General features: G+C 59.0%; 23 protein-coding genes. 13 read left to right on the top strand and 10 right to left on the bottom strand.

What is annotated here, in order from left to right:
• Positions 1 to 436 precede the first annotated feature (436 nt).
• Positions 437 to 889 (top strand): thiol-disulfide oxidoreductase DCC family protein, encoded by a 453-nt coding sequence (locus tag H043_RS0125305; protein ID WP_177325664.1) that lies wholly within the window; start codon positions 437 to 439, stop codon positions 887 to 889.
• Positions 890 to 897: 8 nt separating this feature from the next.
• On the opposite strand, the gene H043_RS0125300 is transcribed toward H043_RS0125305, so the two are convergent.
• Entirely contained in the window at positions 898 to 1,389 is a 492-nt protein-coding gene (locus H043_RS0125300) for a DUF2269 domain-containing protein (RefSeq protein ID WP_027614196.1), read from the bottom strand.
• Positions 1,390 to 1,391: 2 nt separating this feature from the next.
• Positions 1,392 to 2,507 carry a saccharopine dehydrogenase family protein gene (locus H043_RS0125295; protein WP_027614195.1) on the bottom strand — a complete coding sequence of 372 codons (1,116 nt, stop codon included), beginning with the start codon at positions 2,505 to 2,507 and terminating at the stop codon, positions 1,392 to 1,394.
• 136 nt (positions 2,508 to 2,643) lie between these two features.
• On the opposite strand from H043_RS0125295, the gene H043_RS0125290 reads away from it, so the two are divergent.
• Both H043_RS0125290 and H043_RS0125285 read left to right on the top strand, forming a co-directional pair.
• Positions 2,644 to 3,678 (top strand): FAD-binding oxidoreductase, encoded by a 1,035-nt coding sequence (locus H043_RS0125290; protein ID WP_027614194.1) that lies wholly within the window; start codon positions 2,644 to 2,646, stop codon positions 3,676 to 3,678.
• A 115-nt stretch (positions 3,679 to 3,793) separates the two neighbouring features.
• The gene (locus H043_RS0125285) at positions 3,794 to 4,915 is read left to right on the top strand and encodes an SMP-30/gluconolactonase/LRE family protein (RefSeq protein ID WP_027614193.1); all 1,122 of its coding nucleotides are present in this window, start codon (positions 3,794 to 3,796) and stop codon (positions 4,913 to 4,915) included.
• A 145-nt stretch (positions 4,916 to 5,060) separates the two neighbouring features.
• Here the strand turns inward: H043_RS0125285 and H043_RS0125280 are convergent, their stop codons facing one another.
• Positions 5,061 to 6,140, bottom strand: coding sequence for an SDR family oxidoreductase (locus H043_RS0125280; protein WP_027614192.1), 1,080 nt, complete (start codon positions 6,138 to 6,140; stop codon positions 5,061 to 5,063).
• 74 nt (positions 6,141 to 6,214) lie between these two features.
• Between H043_RS0125280 and H043_RS0125275 the strand changes: the two genes are divergently transcribed.
• Both H043_RS0125275 and H043_RS31025 read left to right on the top strand, forming a co-directional pair.
• Complete coding sequence (locus tag H043_RS0125275; RefSeq protein ID WP_027614191.1) at positions 6,215 to 6,607, top strand: MerR family transcriptional regulator; 393 nt, start codon at positions 6,215 to 6,217, stop codon at positions 6,605 to 6,607.
• Entirely contained in the window at positions 6,600 to 6,737 is a 138-nt protein-coding gene (locus H043_RS31025) for a DUF1993 family protein (protein ID WP_368681407.1), read from the top strand. Before H043_RS0125275 ends, H043_RS31025 begins: the two co-directional genes overlap by 8 nt.
• A gap of 19 nt (positions 6,738 to 6,756) precedes the next feature.
• On the opposite strand, the gene H043_RS0125270 is transcribed toward H043_RS31025, so the two are convergent.
• The 3 genes from H043_RS0125270 to H043_RS0125260 form a co-directional block, all read right to left on the bottom strand.
• Entirely contained in the window at positions 6,757 to 7,191 is a 435-nt protein-coding gene (locus tag H043_RS0125270) for a GFA family protein (protein ID WP_081730284.1), read from the bottom strand.
• 183 nt (positions 7,192 to 7,374) lie between these two features.
• Positions 7,375 to 8,607 carry an NADH:flavin oxidoreductase/NADH oxidase family protein gene (locus tag H043_RS0125265; RefSeq protein WP_027614189.1) on the bottom strand — a complete coding sequence of 411 codons (1,233 nt, stop codon included), beginning with the start codon at positions 8,605 to 8,607 and terminating at the stop codon, positions 7,375 to 7,377.
• A gap of 74 nt (positions 8,608 to 8,681) precedes the next feature.
• The gene (locus H043_RS0125260; RefSeq protein ID WP_049827952.1) at positions 8,682 to 9,761 is read right to left on the bottom strand and encodes a trans-acting enoyl reductase family protein; all 1,080 of its coding nucleotides are present in this window, start codon (positions 9,759 to 9,761) and stop codon (positions 8,682 to 8,684) included.
• 194 nt (positions 9,762 to 9,955) lie between these two features.
• On the opposite strand from H043_RS0125260, the gene H043_RS0125255 reads away from it, so the two are divergent.
• Both H043_RS0125255 and H043_RS0125250 read left to right on the top strand, forming a co-directional pair.
• Positions 9,956 to 10,744: a type 1 glutamine amidotransferase domain-containing protein gene (locus H043_RS0125255; protein ID WP_027614187.1), complete on the top strand. Its 789-nt coding sequence runs from the start codon at positions 9,956 to 9,958 to the stop codon at positions 10,742 to 10,744.
• 37 nt (positions 10,745 to 10,781) lie between these two features.
• Positions 10,782 to 11,786 carry a hypothetical protein gene (locus tag H043_RS0125250; protein WP_027614186.1) on the top strand — a complete coding sequence of 335 codons (1,005 nt, stop codon included), beginning with the start codon at positions 10,782 to 10,784 and terminating at the stop codon, positions 11,784 to 11,786.
• A 15-nt stretch (positions 11,787 to 11,801) separates the two neighbouring features.
• Here the strand turns inward: H043_RS0125250 and H043_RS0125245 are convergent, their stop codons facing one another.
• Positions 11,802 to 12,281, bottom strand: a complete 480-nt coding sequence (locus tag H043_RS0125245) for a MerR family transcriptional regulator (protein WP_027614185.1) — start codon at positions 12,279 to 12,281, stop codon at positions 11,802 to 11,804.
• A gap of 71 nt (positions 12,282 to 12,352) precedes the next feature.
• Positions 12,353 to 13,048 carry a tRNA (adenine(22)-N(1))-methyltransferase TrmK gene (locus H043_RS0125240; protein WP_027614184.1) on the bottom strand — a complete coding sequence of 232 codons (696 nt, stop codon included), beginning with the start codon at positions 13,046 to 13,048 and terminating at the stop codon, positions 12,353 to 12,355.
• A gap of 240 nt (positions 13,049 to 13,288) precedes the next feature.
• Between H043_RS0125240 and H043_RS0125235 the strand changes: the two genes are divergently transcribed.
• The 3 genes from H043_RS0125235 to H043_RS30020 are packed head-to-tail and all read left to right on the top strand — an operon-like array spanning position 13,289 to position 14,019.
• The gene (locus H043_RS0125235; protein ID WP_027614183.1) at positions 13,289 to 13,483 is read left to right on the top strand and encodes a hypothetical protein; all 195 of its coding nucleotides are present in this window, start codon (positions 13,289 to 13,291) and stop codon (positions 13,481 to 13,483) included.
• Positions 13,480 to 13,812 carry a low molecular weight protein tyrosine phosphatase family protein gene (locus H043_RS0125230; protein WP_027614182.1) on the top strand — a complete coding sequence of 111 codons (333 nt, stop codon included), beginning with the start codon at positions 13,480 to 13,482 and terminating at the stop codon, positions 13,810 to 13,812. The genes H043_RS0125235 and H043_RS0125230 overlap by 4 nt, the downstream gene beginning before the upstream one ends.
• A gap of 48 nt (positions 13,813 to 13,860) precedes the next feature.
• Positions 13,861 to 14,019, top strand: a complete 159-nt coding sequence (locus tag H043_RS30020; protein WP_081730283.1) for a DUF2986 domain-containing protein — start codon at positions 13,861 to 13,863, stop codon at positions 14,017 to 14,019.
• A gap of 31 nt (positions 14,020 to 14,050) precedes the next feature.
• Here the strand turns inward: H043_RS30020 and H043_RS0125220 are convergent, their stop codons facing one another.
• Positions 14,051 to 14,647, bottom strand: coding sequence for a DJ-1/PfpI family protein (locus tag H043_RS0125220; protein WP_027614181.1), 597 nt, complete (start codon positions 14,645 to 14,647; stop codon positions 14,051 to 14,053).
• A gap of 271 nt (positions 14,648 to 14,918) precedes the next feature.
• Here H043_RS0125220 and H043_RS0125215 point away from each other — a divergent pair, with 271 nt between their 5' ends.
• The 3 genes from H043_RS0125215 (at position 14,919) to H043_RS0125205 (ending at position 17,223) form a co-directional block, all read left to right on the top strand.
• Complete coding sequence (locus H043_RS0125215) at positions 14,919 to 15,842, top strand: LysR family transcriptional regulator (protein WP_027614180.1); 924 nt, start codon at positions 14,919 to 14,921, stop codon at positions 15,840 to 15,842.
• Positions 15,843 to 15,942: 100 nt separating this feature from the next.
• The gene (locus H043_RS0125210; protein ID WP_027614179.1) at positions 15,943 to 16,668 is read left to right on the top strand and encodes an alpha/beta fold hydrolase; all 726 of its coding nucleotides are present in this window, start codon (positions 15,943 to 15,945) and stop codon (positions 16,666 to 16,668) included.
• A 105-nt stretch (positions 16,669 to 16,773) separates the two neighbouring features.
• Positions 16,774 to 17,223 carry a GNAT family N-acetyltransferase gene (locus H043_RS0125205; protein WP_027614178.1) on the top strand — a complete coding sequence of 150 codons (450 nt, stop codon included), beginning with the start codon at positions 16,774 to 16,776 and terminating at the stop codon, positions 17,221 to 17,223.
• A gap of 79 nt (positions 17,224 to 17,302) precedes the next feature.
• Here the strand turns inward: H043_RS0125205 and H043_RS0125200 are convergent, their stop codons facing one another.
• On the bottom strand, positions 17,303 to 18,637 hold the full coding sequence (locus tag H043_RS0125200) for a hypothetical protein (RefSeq protein WP_155953516.1): 1,335 nt from the start codon (positions 18,635 to 18,637) through the stop codon (positions 17,303 to 17,305).
• Between the last annotated feature and the right edge of the window lie 40 nt (positions 18,638 to 18,677).

Here is an 18,677-nt window from a genome sequence, read left to right as displayed (position 1 = left end):
TTCTTCAACAACTTCAACCACTTGCGCTTCCGATCTCTCGTTAGCGGGAGGCGAATTCTACAGCGTTACACGCTGCTGTCAACACCTCTTTTTCTCCGCTTTCGACCGAGAAGATCGAACCGTCAAAAGAGCCAAGCATCACCGCTCTTTCAACTCCTTCCAGGCTTCGATGAACTGAAGCAAGTCGCTGCCGAAAACTGCGTAACTCATTGAATCTCAAGGAGTTTTCCGTTTCGACTGCGCCGGAAGTGGGGCGAATTATAGACCTCCTGAATCTGCCGTCAACCGTTAATTTCAGTTTTCTATCAATGCACCGAAAAAGCCTGCTTATATATAGACGCACCGTCAACAGATGCGCAGCATACGGTCCATCGCCTAAAACAACGCCTTCGGATGATGCCTCACAATGACAGCCCAACTTCCTGGACCCCGGGCCTTGTCCGGCTCCCGAATACGCCCTACCCCAGCGCCCCTGCTCAACCCAGGCGAGACCGTGGTGCTGTTCGACGGCGTCTGCAAGCTATGCAACGGCTGGGCGCGTTTTCTGATTCGTCATGACAACAAGCAGCGAGTGCGCCTGGCGGCAGTGCAATCGCCAGAAGGTCAGGCCTTGCTGGCATGGGCCGGTCTCCCGGTGGACGAATTCGACACTATGGCGGTGATCCGCGACCAGCATTACTGGGTGCGCTCTGATGCGTTCTTCGAAGTGATTGCACAACTGCCGTCTCGTTGGTCGCCGGTCAGGCTTCTGCGAGTTTTCCCACGAGCACTTAGAGATTGGGCCTACGACCGCGTCGCACTCAATCGCTATCGGATCTTCGGCAAGTACGACAGCTGCCTGTTACCCGACCCCGATCACGAACGTCGCTTTCTCAAGTCGCCGGTGTGAATGCTCAGCTACAACATCAACTGCAGCCACTGCCCCGGCGTCATCTTCGTCACCATCATCAGCACGATCACGAACATTCCCAGAAACCCGCAAACGCCCATCCAGAACCACTGCCGATAAACAGCCCGGTAATCAGCATCAAGCCCCGCCCCACATTGCACCGCGTCCGCCGCCATCCCTTGCAGACGTTTCTGCAGCAACAGCACCGGCAACCAAAGCGAGCCCACTACAAAGAACAGGATCAGCGACATCAGCACCCAATCCGTGGTCAAGGGCAACCCGGAAAGCCTTGTCAGCCAATAACCCGTCGCGATCTGGATGAAGCCCGCCGGCGTGGTGATCCAGGCGTCATAGCGCACGACCATTTTCGCCACATGCGCAATCACTTGCGGATTGGCCGTGCGACTGGCGGCGATCAGGTACAGATAGGAACCCATGCCGAAGCCGAAGAGGAAAATCGCAGCGACGACATGCACGTACTTCACGCTTAGATAAAGCATGCTCAACGCATCCCGCCAGAGAAGATCACGGACAGGCCAAGATTCTGCGGATCGTTGATCGCTGCCATGTATTCGTCGACGCTGATCTCACCGACGCAAGGACGGGCCCCCGGTTCGGGCAAGTAACCTCGAGCGATTTTCGCGGCCAGAGCAACGGCAGCACAACTCGGAATCTCCGGCCCCTTGTCATTCAGCGCGGTCAGTTGCGCCGTCATCAACAACGGCTGGTCGTTCAAGCCGACACCTCGCACATCTATATACATCGCACTTTTGCCATCACCGAAACGCTCAAACCATGTCCCCCAGCGATGCAACCGGGCCGCCCACACCCTGTGGTCACGCACCAGCCCTTTCCTCATCGCCAGTGCAAACAGATAATTGGCCACGCCGCCGAGCTTGAGGCCAGCGCCTGCCTTGAAACTCAACGTGTGCGCACCAAAGCGGCTGGCAAAGATGTCCATGTCCGGCACATCAACATTGGCCAGCGCACGAGTGCCCAGGTTCTGCAGCTTGCGCAGGGTCAGGTCTTCCCAGCCCATCACCTCATGCACTTGACCATTGCGCAGTTGGCGGATCGGTTTGCCCGCATACGCCAGCACACCCTCGATCGTCGACAACCCCGGCATTTTCGCTGACGAGGAAATGCCGTGCTCGATCGAGTCGATGCGTTTGAAGTGATGGCGCTGCTCATCGATGATCGCCGACGACAGCGTCGGCACCGAACTGCAACCACTGAGGATGGCGACACCAGCCTCTCTCGCCCGTGCATCGAGTACGCCGATGCCATTGACGAACGTCCGGCAGTCCGCCAGATCGCAATAGTTGACGCCCGCCTCGATGCAGCTTTCGGCCACCGCACAGGATTGCCCCTGAAACGGGCCGCCCGTGTGAATCACCAGTTGAATATTCATTGCGCGCAGAGCAGCGGTGAAACCGGCGCCCATCGCATCACCACACCAGCGCTCGCAGCTCGCCCCCAACTCAGCGACCTTGCGCCCCAGCTTCTGCGGATCGCGCCCCGAGATCGCCAGTTCGATGCCCGGCATGTCGATCAGATGCCGACAAACGATACTGCCAAAGTTTCCATACCCGCCAACCACCAACACCCTGAGTGCCATCAACGCTTCCCTGAACAATTCAACAACTGACCCGTAACCGGATTCGGCGCAGCTTCCCTGATATCACCGGGCCAGGCAAGCCTGCGTCAAAGTGCGGCGATGTAGTAACGTCAGCGCCTCGACAACGGAGGTTGATATGAGTAAACGAATCATCGTCATCGGCGCGGGAATCGTCGGCGCGTCAGTTGCGTATCATCTCGCCGCGAAAGGTGCACACGTCATAATGGTCGAGGCCGGTGAGATTGCGTCCGGTGTGACGGGCCGCTCCTTCGCCTGGATCAACACTTCGCACGGCGGACCGGATTCCATTGCGCCGTTGCGCGCAGCGGCCATCGCAGAATACCGCCGACTCGAATCCGAGCTGCCGGGGCTGAAGGTGCGCTGGACCGGTGCGCTGTCTTACGGCGATGGCCGGTTTCAAGCGCCTTCTATATATAGCGCGCAGATTCTCGAGCTTGAACCCAACCTCAAACATCCTCCAGAACGGGCGTTCTTTGCCGCCGAAGAAGGCGCGCTGGATGCCGTGCAGGCAACGCGGGCCTTGATTGCAGGTGCGCAGGCGCAAGGAGCGACTCTGCTCACCCATACGCCAGTGCTCGGTTTGCAGATTCTGGACGGTATCGTCAGCGGCGTGATCACTGCGACGGGCAAGCACGATGCCGACGTTGTCGTACTGGCAGCCGGAACCGCCACCCCGCTGTTGGTGGATCAACTGAACGTCACCCTGCCCATCGACGCCTCACCCGCAATATTCATCCGTTACAAAACCCAACCCCAACGAGTGAACACGATCATCTCCAGCCCCGAAATGGAAATCAGGCAAGACACTGACGGTACGTTGCTCGCTGCAGAAGACTATGTAGATGAGGCACCGCTAAACAGCGCGCAAGCCATCGCACAGAGAACGGCCAAAGTCATCCAGCACGAACTGCACGGGGTGCTATCCATAGAGCCGCAAACGGCGTGCGTCGGCCTCAGACCAATGCCTGTCGATGGCATTCCAGTCATTGGCTATCTGCCGAACCTCAGCGGTGCCTATGTTTGCGTCATGCATCCGGGCGTGACACTGGCGGCAGTCGTAGGACGACTGGTGGCCGAGGAGATCGTCGGGGGAGGCTTTGCGACCGCGTTAGCGCCGTGTCGGCCGGATCGATTCCAGTCACCGGTTTGAGTGATTCACCCGCGATAAAATGCAGCGCTGGCGGCGGCATGTCAGCTTGTACGATGTCTTATCACAGGGTATTACTACGCCTCCTCAACAAAAATAAAACCACGGAGATCGCTACATGGACTCATTCCTGTCCGCCAAGCCTGAAAGCCTTGATCAAGCGAAAGGCAATACCCGCCGCAGTTTCCTGAAAAAGTCGCTCGCTGTTTCCGCCACGCTCGCCACTGTCGGCAGCGCCGCACTGCCCCGCTTCTCCGATGCCGCCGAACCCTTGAGTCAGCGCTACCCTGATCCACTGATTCATATCCTCGACGACAGTTTCCTGGAGCTACGCGTTTTCAACGCCAGTGTTGAAAAGCTCGCCACCGGCATGCGCTGGGCCGAAGGACCGGTGTGGGTCGGTGATGGCCGGTATCTGTTGGTCAGCGACATCCCCAATAATCGCATCATGCGCTGGGACGAAATCACCGACTCCTTCACGGTGTACCGCGAACACTCAAACTTCTCCAACGGCATGTGCCGGGATCGACAGGGGCGTCTGATCGTTTGCGAAGGCTCCACCACCACTAGCGAAGGGCGCCGCATCACGCGCACCGAACACAATGGCACGATCATCGTGCTGGCCGACAGTTTCGACGGCAAGCCCTTCAACTCGCCCAACGACATCGTCTGCAAAAGTGATGCCTCGATCTGGTTCACCGACCCGCCATTCCAGACCGGCAACAACTACGAAGGCCACAAAGTCACCCCGACCCAACCCCACGCCGTGTACCGCATCGACGGTGAGAGCCAAAAAGTCACTCGGGTAATCGACGACCTCAACGGCCCCAACGGCCTGTGCTTTTCTCCCGATGAAAAGACCCTGAATGTCGTCGAAGGTCGCGCCAAGCCCAATCGCTTGATCTGGGCGATTACGGTGAAAGACGACGGCACCCTGGGTGAACGCCGCAAGCACATCGAAGGCTTGGACTATGCCGCGATTGACGGCATCAAGTGCGACGAAGCGGGCAACCTGTGGTGCGGCTGGGGCGGTAATGGTGATCCCAAGGCCGACCTGGAAAAACTCGACGGCGTGCGTGTTTTCAACTCGCAGGGCAAGGCCATCGGGCACATTTCGCTGCCAGAGCGCTGCCCGAACCTGTGCTTCGGCGGGCGCGAAGGCAATCGACTGTTCATGGCCAGTAGTCACTCGATCTACTCATTGTTTGTGAATACTCGCGGGACTACGTTTGCGTTGTAAAACCGACGTTGGTCTAGCGATAGTTCCGTGAGTATCGAAACAAGATCCTGCCGCGCATCCGAGGCTGCGCGGTGACGATCCTTGTCGCTGAATTGTCGTTCGATAGCATGCCGCCCTGTATCGACGGCGCCGCCCAAGGGAGAAGTCAGAGTGCCTGGCCCTTGGCTATGCAAAACGCGTTGACGAACGTTGCCGTGTGCTGCAAAGCCTGACGTATATCCGGTTTGGCGATTCCATGCCTGTTGGCAAACTGCTCGACCGCCGCGGTGTTGAAACGAGTGGTCTGGATAAAGTCCAAGGCTTCGGGTTTTGTATTCAAAAACCACGCGACCGGAGGAATACTCAGTAGCCACTTCAGCAGTCGGAGTGAAATGTGATGTTTGGGAGACTTCAAGCCCAAAGGTTTAGCCACCTGTGCCAGGAGTTCTCGCAAGTTTGGCGTTTGATCATCAAGCACCAGCAGTTCCTCGCCCACCATGGCAGGATCAAAAGCACAAACAGCCACCAGTTCGACCAGATAATCCACGGTGACCAGTGGCAGCCAGTGCTCGGCGGTACCGGGCACTGCAGTCATCTTGCCCTGCACCAGGTTGCGTATCAGCGCCACCAGCGGCTGACCGTCAACGATATGCCCGGTGCGGCTGTGGCCACAGACCGTCGCAGGGTGGACAACGGTCATCTCACCACCCTTGGCGGACATGACCTGCTGGGTCGCAAAATGCGCCTCCAGCTTGCTTGCCTCGTATCCACCGACACGTAGGTAGACGGCGGGCCAGTTCGTCAACTCCGGCTGACGAGGATCAATGCCGATGCGTTGCAGATGTTCATGATTGTTCAGCATGTAGCCGCCGATCATCACTAAACGGCTTTTTTGCTCAGCCGCCAACAGCGCCACACGCTTTGCCCCCTCCACATTCACCGCACGAGACTGCTCCATCGAAAGCCCCCATGCGAAGTGAGCGCCCAGATGGAATATGACGCTGGCGCGCCTCAGCACCTCCTGATCAGCCAGGCTCAGCCCGAGATTGTCCTGTTCCAGATCGCCAGCCACGGCAAATACCCGTGTTGCGCACCCGCCTAAACTATCAACTTGCTCGCGCAACGCAGCCAGCCGCTCCGGGCGACGCATCAATACCCGAAGGGTGTGACCTTTTGCACTCAGGTTCGCCAGCAAATGTTGACCGATGAAGCCGGTTCCTCCCGTGACAAAGCACTCCACGCTCATTTCCCTGCTCCTTGTTGAAGGTGAGAAATCAAGCGTAAAGTATCGACCCAACTCTACAGTCAAGTGGTGTTTTCATGAAAATCGGCGAACTCGAGGCTCGCAGCGGCGCCAGCCGTCATACGTTGCGTTACTACGAGCAGATCGGCCTGATCTCACCGCTGCGGCAAACCAACAATTATCGTGTATATACCGAGCAAACCCTGCAGGATCTGGACTTTATCCAGCGCGCGCAAAGCATGGGATTTTCCTTGGGGGAAATAGGCGAGATTCTGGATGCGCAGCGCAACAAGCTGATCGACTGTGCTGACGGCGCGAAGCTGATTGAAAAGAAGATGGCCGAAATCAAACAGAAAATTGCCAACCTCCAAAGCATCCATCGGTATCTGGATGTTGAGCGTGCGGCCCTCGAAGCGAGTGCTGCCAGGCAACTTGAGCTTCAACAGTTGAGCGACGCTGCCAATCATTGAGCCTAAGGCAAATGTCGTGGGGAGGCTCCGGCGCAAAGTGTGCTGTGCCTACAACATCCTGCGCCACAACGGTGTGCCGCTGGGCAAGGCGGATTATGTGCAGCACATGTTTGCGTATCTAAGGAAGTAATTGCAGCGCGAGCTTCGGGTCAATCAGGATTGAGCCGGAGTTTTTGCAGAAGAAACGCCAGTGACTCCACCGCCCCGTGATAACTCCGCGTTGAACGCTGCGTATCCCATGACATGGCATCGTCCACACAGAAATCGCCAACGCATTCCATGCTCAGATCCTCATCGAGCAGTCCGAGCGGAATCCACACGTAAGGCGATTCGCGAAGCGGGTTGGGCACGGTCGAGCCGCACTGTGCGCAGAAGTCGTTTCTGTAGCCGCTGGATTTGATCCAACTGTTGATCGAGTCCTGCCCTGCGTCCCAACGAAAGTCCCGAGCGCTGACCAGAGTAGCGAGGTTGAACCCGACACCGGTTTGTTTGCGGCACAGTGAGCAGTGGCAGCGATAGAAAAAGCGCGGTTCCACTGTGAGGGAGAAGCGTACTGCAGCGCAAAGACACTGCCCTGTTATCACGGATATCTCCTTTGGACGAGCGCTTGCGCATCCATGCTGAAGTTTCAAAACCGCATTCTAGCGATCTGCGACCGTATGACCTTGGCCCGAAATAAGAAAACTGCGCCCAAAGTTTGCCATCGGTTGACTTGGCGGGCTCTTCTCAGAGCGTCCGCCAACGTCAAGATTGAAATGCCTTGCGACTCACGCCGAACGCTTTTCCATCCAGCGCCGATATTGCCGAGTGCGAAACGCCATGGCGATCTGCTGCAAAATCAGCGCGCGTAACGGTGACACCCCCGGATCAGGCTTTTTCGCCCGACTGAGTTTACCCAGCTGAAACTTCACCACCGCCATGTTCGCCAAGGCCGCAATGGCCTTGTTTTTCCAGGTGATCGGCGGTAATTGCGGGGCGTTGTCCTTGCCCTGCAGCCAGTCACGCGGCAGGTACGGATCGATGGCCAACGCGGTACCGATGCCGACCATGTCCACACCACTCTGCACAACGCTTTCGGCCACCGGACGACGGCGGATGCCGCCGGTGACCATCACTGGCATTTTGGCAACGGTCTGAAGGTCCCGGGCAAATTCGACGAAATAGGCCTCGCGAGCCAGGGTTCGACCATCACGCGCCTCACCCTGCATGGCCGGAACTTCGTAGCTGCCACCGGACAGTTCCACCAGATCCACGCCCAGATCGTTGAGCAGTTCAACGACCTTTTTCGCATCGTCAGCGGTGAATCCGCCGCGCTGGAAATCGGCGGAATTGAGTTTGACCGCCACCGCAAATTGCGCGGAAACCACGGCTCTGACTGCCTTGACGATCTCGACCAATAACCGCGCGCGGTTCTGCAGAGAGCCGCCCCACTCGTCCGTCCTTTGATTGGTCAGTGGCGAGAGAAACTGGCTCAACAGATAGCCATGAGCGGCGTGGATTTCCACCCCAGTGAAGCCGGCCTGTTCACCCAGGCGTGCGGTATTCGCAAAACGCTGAATGACGTCCTCAATCACACTGGCGGTCATGGCGTGCGGCGTGGCGAAACGCTTTGACAGTTTGCCCAGCTCCAGTGGCACCGCTGACGGCGCCCAGGTTTTCTGCCCGAGGTTGGACTGCATCTGGCGCCCCGGATGATTGATCTGCAACCAGAACTGCGCACCGGCAGAACGGCCGATCCGCGCCCAGCGCTCGAACTTGTCGAGTTGCTGATCATCCTGCAGCACCACGCCGCCCGGCCCGGTCATGGCGCGGCCGTCGACCATCACGTTGCCGGTGATAATCAGCCCGGCACCACCGTCGGCCCATGCCTGATACAGACGCATCAGTTCTGCAGAGGGCGCCTGGTCGGCGTCCGCCATGTTTTCTTCCATGGCGGCTTTGGCGATGCGGTTCTTGATGGTTGAACCATTGGGTAAGGTCAGGGCGGCGAACACATTCATGGGGCAGTCCTCAACTGGAGATGAGGTCACCATAAGATTGAAGTCAACTTTAAGGTCAACGACTTTTTTCAAGGTCATTCAATGTTGATTTCGCTCGACCCAGGCAAGTGCGTCACCAGATCCGCGCCCAACAACCGCGCAGGTGTGTAGGCACCGCCGGGCGGACGTGTCTGCAACAGATAGCCAACCACCGCCAACGCAGCGTCGATCGTCAGGCTGTAAACGTTCGCGGTGTGCACGCGGGCGACTTTGCTTTCACCGCGCGCATTGCGGGCCTCGCCCCACACATAGGTGCCTTGGTCAGCACGTTTTGCCTGATCCGGGCCGGTCACTGTCTTGCCGATGCGCGCCTTGAGCAGCCGCTGCACAAACGACAGTCCCAGCAACGGACGAATCCAGTTGGCGAGCCTGGCGCCGCGAATCATCCCCGCCGAACCCGGTATGAACACCTCGATATTGGCGATGCCGGTGGTGTGCCAAGCGGTGGACACATCGCCCCAGGGGATGGTCATCGCCAGCTTCTCCCCGGCACCGAAATCGATACGCCGTACCCGATAGGCCAGCGGCACGGAAACAATCTTGCCGTCACGTCGGACCTTGCCACCCTGCGCCAGACCTTCGATTGAAGTCTTGGCAGTGCCGGGTGAAAAGCTCGAACGTGAATCGAAGCCCAGCGCCAGATGCGTCGCATCCGGCAGCGCGTCTTTCAGGGCGGCGGCAACGCAGTCGGTCGGGACTACATCGAAGCCGACGCCGGGGCAAATGACTGACCCCGCTGCCCGCGCCCGCTCATTCAGGGACTGCGCATGTTCGAATACGGCAATCTCGCCAGTGATGTCCAGATAGTGCGCGCCGGCCCGCAGGCAGGCCTCGATCATCGGCGCGGCGGTCGCGGAAAACGGCCCCGCGCAATGCAGAATCAAACCGTGGCCCTTGATCTGCGCCAGCAACCGCGCAGGGTCATCCAGGCCGAACACCCGGGCTTCGAGACCCAGTTCCCGGGCCAACGCTTCGACCTTGTCGCGGCTACGTCCGGCCAACACCGGCCTGAGTCCACGCCTGACGGCATCGCGAGCGATCAGTTCGCCGGTATAGCCGTTGGCGCCATAAATCATCCATTTCATCGGTGTATCCGGTTGGTCTTGCTGACTCATGCCTGGCTCCTGAGTGAATTGATGACCGGCGTTATTGCCTTGCCCAATCAGCTTCAGACGCTAGCGTTAAAGTCAGGTTGAGGGTCAAGCAAAAGTCCGATGGCATCGACGCAAATTATTCGCAGCAGCGGGGTTGACCTTAAAGCGAGGTTTAAGGTGAGCATGCGCCGACCTGCTTGCTCGATGGAGCCCGGATGATGCTCAAGACCCTTGTTTCCTCTGCCCTGTTATTGATAGGTGGTGCTTTCATGACGTTTGCAAATGCTGAGTCGGCGGCGATCAAGGATCGCCAGATCCTGGTGATCATGACCAATCACGCCAGCTATCCCTCTCGAACCGATACCACCGGGTTGTGGCTGACCGAGCTGACCCACTTCACCGATGTGGTGGAAGCCGCCGGCTACACCACCGTGTTTGCCAGTCCCAAGGGTGGCGCGGTGCCTCTGGACGAACGCAGTCTGGGCTGGTTGTACATGGACAAGGCTGCGCGGGAGCATTTGCAGTCGCCTGCGTTCCGCGCGCGCCTGGCCAATACGCTGCCGATCGCCGAGGTCGATCCGTCCCGCTTCGGCGTCATCTACTTCACCGGGGGCCATGGCGTCATGTGGGACTTTCCGGACAACCCTGACCTGCGCCGTGTCGCCGAAACCATCTACAACCAGGGCGGCATCGTGTCGGCCGTGTGCCATGGCGTAGCGGGTCTGCTGGATCTGAAGGACAGCCAGGGCCAATTGATCATCAAGAACCGAAACATCACCGGCTTCTCTGACCGCGAAGAGCTGCTCTCGGGCATGAAAAATCAGGTGCCATTCTTTCTTGAGGACCGCTTGGTGAGCCAGGGCGCGCACTACCGCAAGGGCTGGCTGCCGTTCACTTCATTTGCCATTACCGATGGAAGACTGGTGACCGGCCAGAACCCTCAATCGCCCAAAGCCGTAGCTGAAGCCGTGATGGCGGTGCTCGCTGGCGAACAAACGCGCTGAATCTTTTTGTAGTGCCTACCCACCGGAGAAAGTCCGATTGAAACTCGCGAGCGCCGTTTTAACAGGTTTGCTGATCACCACTTTTGCCAACGCTGCGTTGGCGGAGACACCTGAAATGCCCGACCTGACCGAGACCACCACCATCGACATTGCCGGCCATTCAGTACCCGTCGTCAAGGGTGGCCTCTATGACCGCTTTCGCTCCAATCCGCCGTTGTCGGTGATTGCCGCCGAAGTCCCGGGCGTTGATTTGAGCTGGTTCAAAGGACTGGAAAAGCACAAGGTCGACATTGGCTTCGAGTCCTATTCCCCAAACTTCTACTACCAGAACAGTCGTGTCACGGCGATCTACACGGCCGACCTCGAGCGACTCCGGGCGTTGATGCCGCCCGAAATACTGGCCACCGTGCAGCCGCTGCAAGTCTGGCCAGGACGCGGCTTGATCGCATTCACTGCATACACCTACGAGCATTGCGATAACGACGCCTATAACGAAGTTGCCGTGTCGATCATTACCAACAAACCCGGCAAAGCCAACCTGGGCCCGCTCACGTTGATTGGCCAGTCGATGTCAGAAGATTTCTGGGGTTATGTGCTCAAGTTGCCGGTCAATACCGAGCTGGCGCGGGTGCGCGGAGTGGTCGGATACAACCTGCCGAAGTGGCTGACCGGGATTGATCGCAAAGAAAACGGGCAATCGGTGATCTACGAGATCAGTGACAGCCAGACCGGCAAACCGGACGTGTCCTTCACCGCGAAGAAGCTCGACAAACTGTCGCGCAATGAGAATATCGTCACCAGCAGTTTCACCAACCTCGATCACCAGGGCCAACTGGCCTATGGCTACGCGGTTTCGCGCCAACTCAGCCACGGTTCAAGCCGAGACGCGGATGCCGCCACGCTGACACTGGGCGATGGCAGCCTGTCGAACTACTTGCGCGACTTGAAGCTGGGGAAAATGCTCAAGTACGAATATGTCCCTGAGTTCCAGAGTGCGCTCTATGCGCCAAAACCGCTTGCCACGCTGGTTGGCAATCGCTGAAAGCGGTAACGCCCGTCAGGCTCTGGATGCCTGACGGGCGTTTGCTTTTCTTGCCGCAGCTGCTGGCTGCTTGTCGGGCGCAGAAGCCACGCCGTCTTCGCACAGCCGTTGGATCAGCCTCTGCGCATTGTCCGCACACGCCATCCCCGCAGGCTTGCCCTCGATCCCCTTGATGACCAGCAGCAGTTGCTCCTTGTTCTGCGCCAGCCGTTGCTGCAGGACTTCGATTTCTTCGACCTTTTGCTTCAAGCCACTGAGCAATTGGTCATGCTGCCAGCCACTCGCGTTCATCGGCATCAACTGACGGATCTCCTCCAGGGAGAAACCTGCCGCCTGCGCGCCGGTGATGATATGCAACACCCACTGTGTGTCGGGGGCGTAATCGCGATAGCCATTGGCTTTGCGAGCGACCGAAGTGATCAATCCGCTCGCTTCGTAGAAGCGGATACGCGATGGCGCCAGTCCGCTGATTTTTGCCAGTTCACCAATTCTCATGTCCGACTCCGCAGCACGTTAACCTTGAAGCTGACTTTAAACCTGAAAGCCGCCAGCGCCAACATGCCAGATCACGCCAGCAGCTCGGTAATCCACTGAACCTGCCGCGCAATGTCTTGCAGCTTCTCCTCGGGCACAGCCTGGCGCGCCTGTTTGAAACTGTTCAGGGTTTTCTGTTTCTGCCTTAACAAGCGCTGCCATTTAGCGAGGAATGCCGGGCTGCGCGTCTGCATCAGCAACGGGCCGAAGTACAACTGTTCGGCGCTGTAGCTCAGCGGTGCGCCGCGCTCGGCGACGATGATTTCGTAGAAGAAGCGGTTTTCCTGCAGCACTTCCTCATCGAGGATGCGGTAGCCGTTGTCCATCAGCCATTGGCGCAGGGGTTGCTCGCCGCCGTTGGGTTGCAGGATCAGCCGCTCGTGCCCGCGCAGGCGCGCCTTACCGCTGTCGAGGATGTCGCGAATCGTTTCGCCGCCCATGCCGCAGAGGCTGATCGCGGTAATCCCGTCATCAGGTTCGATCGCCGCCAGACCACTGGCCAGACGCACGCTGATGTGCTGCTGCAGATCGTTGTCGCGCACCGTGCGCACCGCGGCATGGAACGGCGTCAGCGCCACCTCGCCGGCCACCGCCGCAACGATGGCGCCACGTCGCATCAGGGCCACCGGCAGATAGCCGTGATCCGAGCCGATATCCGCCAAACGCGCGCCGGCCGGTACATGCGCCGCCACCCGCTCCAGTCGCATGGACAATGTGTGTTCGTTCAACTGCCGCCCTCTTCCCCAGCCATCGCCGGCGCTGCTGGCCGGACAAGGGGCGCGACTCTAGCGGGCAATGGTGGGTATTTCAAATCCGGGCAAGCGCCTTACTGCGTTGGTGTGACCAGTGGCTGCAGAGACAAGGCTTCAACGGCTCAACCACCTAGCCACTGCGTCGATTCACGCTTACCATACCCACAACTCGTATTACTGCGGCTGCTGAACCCGGTACTCACGAGGAAATGAAGCATGGACAGAACCCGCGCCTGGAGACGTCATCAGGCCCGTAAACGGGGCAACGGCAAAGCGGCTGATCCGCTGAAGTTCAAACCGCCAAAGAACTGGAAGCTGATGTATACCCGTGCCGACAAACTCGCCAGGGCGCGCCAACTGGGCATGAGCTATCCCATCCGCACCACCCGCCAATTGCTGGATCTAGTGTGACCAATCTCCTGTTCGTGTGCAGCCGCAACCAATGGCGCAGTCCGACGGCGGAAGCGATCTGGCGCCGTCGGCCCGGGTTCGAGGCCCGCTCGGCAGGCACCAGTCCCAATGCACGCAAACCCATCGGCCCGGCGGATATCCGCTGGGCCGATGTCATCTTTGTCATGGAACGCAAGCACCTCAATCGCCTGCAAGCCGAATACGCCCGATTACTTGAGCACAAGCCGATCCACACGCTGGATATTCCAGATGACTATCGCTTCATGGATCCCGAGCTGGTGGATATTCTTGAGGACGCCGTGAAGCCTTATCTCGAGCCTTGGGCTTAGTGCTCAGGCTGCCATCCTCATCACCGTACTTTCAAATTGAGTAGAAACATGAACCGCCAAAAGAAACTGCAGCAGTTGTTCAAGGAAAAAGCCAAAAAGGCCAGCGCCAAACTCGCGCCGAAAAAGCCCAAGTACATCAGCAAGGCCGACCGCGCGAAACTGGCTGCTGAAGCGGCGGCAGAACCGGTTGAGACCCGTGAGAGCTGATTCGCTGCTTCAGGCGTCGATTAAACGTGCTTTACAGATACGCCTCGATGTTCGCGATCGCCCGATTGATGTAGAGCTCTTTCTCGCCAACGGGCGTCACATAATGAAACGCGTTGCGGGTGGCCTCCACACCGGCCAGACGGGCGATGAACCAGGCAGCCATATATTGTGAGGACAGGCAACCGCCAGCGGTGGCGACATTGCCCTTGGCCATGAACGGCTGATTGAGCACCGCCACACCGGCCTCCTCCACCCAGGGCTTGGTGATCAGATCGGTACAGGCTGGGACGTCATTGAGCAGGCCGAGCTTTGCCAGGATCAGCGTGCCCGAGCACTGGGCGCCCAAGAGCTGGCGCTGCGGATCGAGCCGTAGCCGCGCCATCAGCTCGGTATCCGCCACGATATCCCGGGTCAGACTTCCGCTGCCCACCAGCACCGCGTCCGCGTCGCTCGCCTCCTCCAATGACACCTGAGCCTCGATCACCAGGCCATTCATCGAACGCACTTTTTCCGTCGGGCTGGCGATCGACACGCGCCAATCGGGCTGTTTGACCCGGTTGAGAATGCTGAACGCGATAAGCGAATCCAGTTCGTTGAAGCCTTCAAAGGTCAGGATGGCGATGTGCATGGTGAGTCTCTAAATGGGCGATGACTCATCGTAAAATCTGCCGCTTATCACAATCAAAAAATTGTCATGGGTACATTGCAGGCGACATCGACGGGCATTTGATACACCGGCTACGCGCCACGGAAAGGACGGCTGAACAACCGCGTCGTCTCGCCCTATACCTTCTCAGGCGACCACGCCTGCATGCCTGCAAGGACAGATCGGGCTGTAGCTTTCAGCCAGTGGCTGCAGGAAAGTGGCGAACATCGAATGATGAAAAGGCCAACACCCCATGAAGCCGCTGGATCTCACGCGTTTCGACCTCAATCTTCTGGTGGTTCTAGAGGCGCTTTGGGCGGAAAGGCACGTCGGTCGTGCGGCGCAGCGCCTGCATTTGTCGCAGTCAGCCACCAGCCATGCCCTGTCGCGTTTGCGCACGGCGTTTGATGATCAGTTGTTCATTCGCAACCCCCGCGGCATGGCACCGACGCCGCTGGCCATCGAGCTGATGCCCAGAGTGGCGGCGGTGCTCGAATCGGTGCGGCTGCTCGCCAGCCCACGGGGGCCGTTCGATCCAGCGCGTCTGCAGGCGACACTGCGGATAGCGGCCACCGATCACGCCGTGCTGACCGTCATCGCCCCGGCGCTGGCGAAAATTCAGGTTGCGGCGCCGGAGGTGGTGCTGAAACTCGGGCCGGTGGATGGCGAGTCGGCGATGCGCCAACTGGACGCCGGCGAGATCGACCTGGTGTTGGGTTCGGGTTCGTTTGCGCAAGTGCCGCAACGCTTTGATTACCAGCTCGCGCACAAGGAGCGATTCGTCGGCATCGCCCGCAAAGGGCACCCGGCATTGGTCAAGCGCGGCAAACATTTGCATATGGAACTGGATGACTTCACGCGTCTGCCGCACGTTCTGATTTCGCCCCGGGGCGACGCGCGGGGCGCTGTCGATGACGCGCTGGAACAGCTCGGTCGCAGCCGCAAGGTTAGCGTCACCTGCCCGAGTTTTCTCGCAGTGCCATTCATGGTTGGCGCATCGGAATCGATTGCCGTGGTCGCCGAACGTGTCGCCTTGCAGATGCAGGAAACCGCACAACTGAGCCTGTTCGAATTGCCTTTGCCGCTACCGACCTGGGAGGTCTTCGTCGTCCGCGCACGCGGGCGCGCCAACGAGCCGGCGGTTGAATGGATGACCAGAATGCTGATCGGCGACTGACGATCGATCTCGTGCATCGAGAGGCTGCACCAATGCCATTGGATCGCGCGCCTCGGTACTCCTAGAGTGCGGACATCCGTTCAACACTCCTGGAATTCTCATGCAAACCGAGCCCACGCTGGTCATGGTTCCCTGCTTCGCCGGTGCGCCGTGGCAGCTCGACCCACTCAGCCACTTGCAGCACCGCGCCATGCGTACTTTGCGCTTACCGGACGACGTAGCTGATCTGGAAAATCTCGCCAACTTCATCATTGATCAGGTGCAGGATCTCGAAAGCTACGTGCTGGTGGGCGACTCCTACGGTGCGGTCGCCTCGATCGCGGTTGCAACACGCCAGCCCAAAGGCCTCAAGGGCCTGGTGCTGTCCGGCGGTTTCGCCAAAAGCCCGATCACCTCGCCCCTGCTGAAAACGCTGGCCGCTCTGGCGCCGTTCTTCCCCGGGCCGTTTTATCGACAGACCACCCTGCGCTTCCACGCCGCGCAACTGGCTTCGTCGTTCGACAAGGAAGGCGAAATCCCTTGGTCAACCGCCAGGAGCCGCGCCTTCTTCATCGAGCAAACCCCACACAAGGCCTACGTCAACCGCGTGCGCTCGATCGAGACCGTCGACTACACCGCCCTGCTGGCAAAGATCGACGTGCCGACGCTGATCCTTACGCCCGAGGAAGACAAGCTGATCGGCAAAGAGGCTGCAGGGATTCTGCTGAATGGCATAAAAGGCGCGCAGGAAGTCGTCATGCCGAGGACCGGGCATATGTTCAGGTTTTCGCATCCGGGGGCGTATTCGCTGGAGGTCAGGAAGTTTCTGCAGCGGGTGGCGCTTTGAGTGTATTTGGGCCAGTCAGATTCTGCGCGGCATATCGATCCGAATTGCCGTTTTGTGTTGCAGCCACTAGCCTCACCAGGTCAAAAGCACAAATCAGAGACCAGCATGACCGCACGCCCCGCCACCGATAGCGACCAGCCAGCCCTCTTCGACTTGCATCGAGCAGTCTTCCGCGAACACATCGAGAAAATATGGGGCTGGGATGAGAGTTGGCAACGCGCAAATTTCGCAACGGAATTCGCCTGCGCGGCCACTTCGGTTATTGAACAAGACGGCCGGATTGTTGGCTATGTGCAGATTCTGGACAAGGAAGATCGAATCCATATTCAGAACATCGCTATTTCGCCCGAGTACCAAGGCAAGGGCATTGGCTCGCGCATTCTGAAGAACCTCCAGCTGCAAGCCGCTGCCCGCAAGGTGCCGTTGCAGTTGGGCGCTTTTCGCACGAACACTCTGGCGCAGAAGCTCTATGAACGGCTGGGCTTTCGCCAGACTGGCACGACAGACACGCATATTGAAATGTCGTGGACAGGCCCTGACAGCAAGCAGACGTGATCCTAATCCAACCGCATAACAGACCTTCCCCGATTCAACCTATCCGGGTTCGAGCACTCATGCCTGCCTGACATCACCTTCATGTCAGCCTGGCAACCGACCCTGTCGGCAATGCCCCGTCCTTCTCAAGCGCAGTCAGTTTCGCGACAACTCGGGCACGCTCGCTTACCGAAGTTTCTCGGTCGGTAATCGAGTAAGTCTGGCCATAGACCCATGCACGCAACTGCTCAAGCACGGAAGGTTCAGCAGGTGTGCGAGACAGCTGCTGCAACAGATACCCGGCCTGCGTCCATTTGGGCATCAGCTCAAGCAGCGCCTGACGTCGAGAGGCGGACAGCGCTGGCCAGAGGGTCTCGAGCTGAGCGCTGAATGCTAACTCGATGACTTTCCATGGCTGCGGGCGCAGGCCGCGTACCCCGGCCTCGAACACCGGGCGTGACGGATCCGCGATCGCCGCGATCAGTAAATCAGGCCTGCCCTCTCCTTCGAGGCTCAGGACCAGTGACCGAACCTCGCCACTGTTTTGGCTGAGGGCCGCGTTCATCCACCCTTGCGGGATGGCCATGCCAAGCGACTGCGCCAACCCGAGTACGCCAAGCCAACGGGCTTTGGTAGCGGGAATCTCGCCTGCCAGTTGCGCTTGAAGTACCTGCAACGGGTCGACGCCATACTTTCTGGCGGCCCAGAGTGCAGTCGATCTTGCTGCAGACGATGGGTCGGTCAGAAAGTCTTCGATCAGTCGTGTGCGATCCGTTTGCAACTCAATGGCTTGCAGAAACGACAGGCGCCTGAGAATGCTGCTGTTGCTGGCGAGTCCATAGGCAATGGCCTTCTGCGCCGATGCCAGAGGCAGCGCCATTGCCCTGCCGAGCGCAGCCCGACGCACACTGAAATCTGCATGATGAAGGCTCGCGACAAGAAACGCCTCCAGCTCATCTGCGCGCTTTGTCTGAGCGAGTACCCTGAAAAATAACCGCGTACAGGCGCCACGGCTGGTTTCGAAGGCCGCCGTGGTTTGCGCGAGGCACTCAGGTGTTGCCAGCAGCGCTTCAAGCTTTTGGATGGTAACGCCATGGTCTTCGCGTCGGCGCTGCTCAAGGGCAAGGATGGCGGGAGTCTTGGCGATCAGCCAAGGGCCATACTCGGGTGTCAGATAGTCCGCGAAAGCGTCTCTGGCCGCCGCGCGTACCTGCGGCACCCAGTCGTTGAGCCGCACGATAATGGACGCCAGCCGCTCGATCGACTGCGATGAGCGGATTTGCCGTAGACCGGCCTCCCGGTCGAATCCATCCCAGGACGTGACCAGCCACTTCCAGTCGCGCACTGGCAATACTTCTGGTGGATCTACTGAGCGTTCGGCTTTTGCAGTGGTGGATGTTTTTCCGGTGAGCCTTCGCAACAAAACTTTCCACATGTAGCTGACTATCCCTGACGTCCGAACATTGGCGTGAGCC

It is taken from the genome of Pseudomonas sp. URIL14HWK12:I6, from assembly GCF_000514195.1.
In the GTDB taxonomy this organism is placed as follows: Bacteria; Pseudomonadota; Gammaproteobacteria; order Pseudomonadales; family Pseudomonadaceae; genus Aquipseudomonas; species Aquipseudomonas putida_A.
This window is presented reverse-complemented; position numbering and strand designations above follow the sequence as displayed.